Origin of the sequence: Anaeromyxobacter sp. PSR-1, assembly GCF_000964525.1 — a bacterium.
In the GTDB taxonomy this organism is placed as follows: domain Bacteria; phylum Myxococcota; class Myxococcia; order Myxococcales; family Anaeromyxobacteraceae; genus Anaeromyxobacter.
The window spans coordinates 1-3,311 of sequence record NZ_BAZG01000289.1; the positions used below are offsets into that span (position 1 = coordinate 1).

General features: G+C 77.8%; 2 protein-coding genes. One reads left to right on the forward strand and one right to left on the reverse strand.

Features of this window, described 5'->3' with window-relative positions; genetic code table 11:
- Window positions 1-985: glycosyltransferase (locus PSR1_RS24915; RefSeq protein ID WP_152643424.1), on the forward strand; the 985-nt coding region annotated here is incomplete at its 5' end.
- A gap of 4 nt (window positions 986-989) precedes the next feature.
- On the opposite strand, the gene PSR1_RS22490 is transcribed toward PSR1_RS24915, so the two are convergent.
- The coding region (locus tag PSR1_RS22490; RefSeq protein ID WP_059439543.1) for a glycosyltransferase at window positions 990-3,311 on the reverse strand (2,322 nt) is incomplete at its 5' end.

Consider the following 3,311-nt stretch of genomic DNA (forward strand, 5'->3'; position numbering starts at 1 on the left):
CTGGACCTTCCTGCGGCAGCGGCCGCAGCAGCTCGCCCGGGCGCTCGCCCGGCGCGGCTGCGCGGTGGTGTTCTGCACCCCGGACCCGGCCCGCGACGAGGTGGACGGGCTGCGCGAGCTGGAGCCCGGGCTGTTCCTCGCCTCCGACCTGCGCCTGGCCGGCGAGCTGGAGCGGCCGGTGCTCTGGCTGATGTGGCCGCAGCAGCGCGTCCACGCGGCGCTCCTGCGCCGGCCGCGCCTCGTCTACGACTGCGTGGACCACGCCTCGCTCGACCCGCTGCACGGGCCGGCCATGGAGGCGGATCGCGCCGCCCTGGCGCGCGAGGCGGAGCGGGTGCTCGCCACTGCGTCCCGGCTCGCGGAGGGGCTGCGCCCGCTGCGCGAGGACGTGCTGCTCGTGCCGAACGCGGTGGCGCCGGAGGACTTCGCGCTCCCGCCCGGCGCGCCGATCCCGGAGGACCTCGCCGCGGTGCTCGCCCGGGGCCGGCCGGTGGTCGGGTACATGGGCGCGTTCGCGCCGTGGGTGGACTGGGCGCTCCTGAACGCGGTGACCGCGCGCGCGCCGGACCTCTCCTTCGTGCTGCTCGGGGCGGACTACGGCGGCGCGCTCGCCCGGCTCGCGCCGCGCCCCAACGTCCACGTGCTCGGCGAGAGGCCGCACCCGGCGCTCGCGGGGTACGCCTGCCGCCTGGACGCGGCGATGATCCCGTTCGTGCTGGACGAGGTGACCCGCGCCGCCTCGCCGGTGAAGCTCCACGAGTACCTCGCGGCGGGCGCGCCGGTGGTCTCGACCCCGATCGACGCGTGCCTCGGCGAGCCGGCGGTCGCGGTCGCCGAGGGGCCGGACGCGTTCCTGGCCGCGCTGCGGGCCGCGCTCGGCCGGCGGGACGATCCGGCGCACCGCGCGCTGCGCGAGCGGGCCGTCGCCGCGAACACCTGGGCCGCGCGCGTCGAGCAGGTGCTCCGGGCGCTCGGGGCCGCCTGAGGCGTCAGCGCGCCGCCGGCTTGCGGGCGCGGCGCCAGGCGTCCTCGAACGCGTCGGCGTAGGCGCGCGCCATGGTGGCGACGTCCAGCTCGCCGAGCACGCGCGCCCGGCCCGCCGCCGCCCGCGCCCGCCACGCGTCGCGGCGCAGCGCCACCTCGCGCATGGCCTCCGCCAGCGCGGCGAGGTTCGCCTCCGGGTAGCTGCGGGCGAGCGCGCGCAGCTCCGCGAGGTCGAGCGCCGCCAGGCGCGGGTAGGGGTTCGGCAGCACCAGGCCGATGCCGCCGCGCACCACCTCCCGCGCCGAGCCGACGTCGGTGAGCACGAGCGGGACCCCGTGGTACATCGCCTCCATCACCGCCACGCTCCAGCCCTCCACGAGCGACGGCTGCACCAGGCAGTCCGCGATCCGGAGCAGCCCCGCCACCTCGGCCCGCCCCGCCCGGTGGACCAGGTGCACGCGGTCCTCGAGCGCGGCCCGCCGGATGGCGGCGGTCACCTCGGCCGCGTAGCCGGCGTCGGCCGGCGCGCCCGCCAGCACCAGGTGCGCGCCCGGGAGCCCGCCGGCGATCCGGCGGAACGCCTCGAGCGTCACGCCCTGCAGCTTCTCTCGCGCGAACCGTCCCACCTGCACGAACGCCACGTCCCCGTCGCGCATCCCGAGCGCCGCGCGCGAGGCGGGCGGGGCGTCGAGGCCGCGCGGGTCGAGGCCGTTCGGGATGACCCGCAGGCGCCGCGCGTCCACGCCGAAGACCTCCTCGACGTAGCGCTCGACCGGCGTCGAGACCGCCACCACGAGGTCCATGCCGCGCAGCGCCGCCGCCCGGCGCGCCCGCTCCGCGCCCTCCATCCAGACATAGGCGTTGTGCGCGGTGTACACGCTCGCGAGCCCGCGCCGCGCGAGGTCGCGCGCGCCCGCCACGCTGTAGTGGAGGCTCATGACCTGGAGCTTCCGCTCCTCCACCGCCCGCGCCAGCCGCCACTCGTCCCCGCCGGTGATCACGAGGTCCACCCCGGCCTCGCGCAGCCGCGCGCCGATGGCCCCGGGCGCGCGCGCGTGCACCAGCACCGTGGCGCGGACCCGCTCGCGCGGGAGGTTGAACGCCAGGTCGGCCACGACCTGCTCCAGGCCGCCGCGGTCGAGCCCCTCCGCCTGGAGCCCCACCCGCAGCGGCGAGGCGACCGGGTAGACGCGCGCCGGCGGGTGCCGCGGCGCGGGCACGCGGCGCTTCTCGAACAGGCGGTAGGCGGCGACGCGCGCCAGCAGCGGCGCGGCGGCGGACGGGTCGAGCAGGAACGCCCGCTCCGGGAACCAGCGGCTCGCGAGCGCCTGCGCGCCGGGCTCGCGGGTGAGGAGGAGGTCGTACGGGGCGAGCGCCTCGCGCTCCAGCGCGTCGAGCGGCAGGTCCACCACGCACACCCGCAGCACCTCCGGCCGGCGCGCCGCCTCCTCCACCGCGGGGTCGTCGCGGCGGGAGAGCAGGTGGGCCGAGACGTCGCACGGCTCGCCCGGCCCGGCGAGCCGCACGCCCGGGACCGCCAGCCCGATGCAGCGCCAGGCCGGCGGCGCGGCCAGGGCCGCCAGCCGCGCCTCGTGGCGCGCGCGCAGCCGGTCCACCGCGTCGGCGATGCGCAGCGCCCGCGCCCGGGCGTTCAGGCTGTTGGCGTGGACGCGGTACCGGTAGAGCACCTCGTCCACGTGCCCGATCGCGAACAGCGCGTGCATGCGCAGCCAGTAGTCGTAGTCCTCGCCGCCGAACGTGTCCTCGGCGTACGGGCCGAGCAGGCGGGCCGCGTCGCGCCGGTACAGGAAGCTGGCGCCGATGAAGTTGTCGCCGCTCCGGAGCAGGTTCTCGGTGGTGACCTCGCGCGGCAGGCGCATGCGGCTCGGGTCGCGCGGGTCCTGGTCCTGCGGCCGGAAGGCGGGGTCGCGGAGCGGCCGGCCCTCGCCGTCGATGGCCTGGTAGTCCGAGTAGACCATGGCGAGGTCGGGCCGGGCGCGGAGCCGGGCCACCAGCACCTCGAGCTGGTTCGGCAGCATCAGGTTGTCGGCGGAGGTCCAGGTGAACCACTCGCCGGTCGCGACGGCGAAGCCGCTGTTCAGCGCCGAGGGGAGCTTCTGGTTCGGCTGGGTGAGCACCACCACCCGCGGGTGATCGGCGTAGCGGTCCAGCACCCGCTCGACGCCGTCGCGCGAGCCGTCGTTCACGACGACGAGCTCGACGTCGCGGTGGGTCTGGGCGAGGACGCTCTCGATCGCCGCCGGCAGGAGGTCGGCCTGGTCGAACACCGGCAGGACCACGCTGACCCGGCCGCGGTGGCCGAGCGT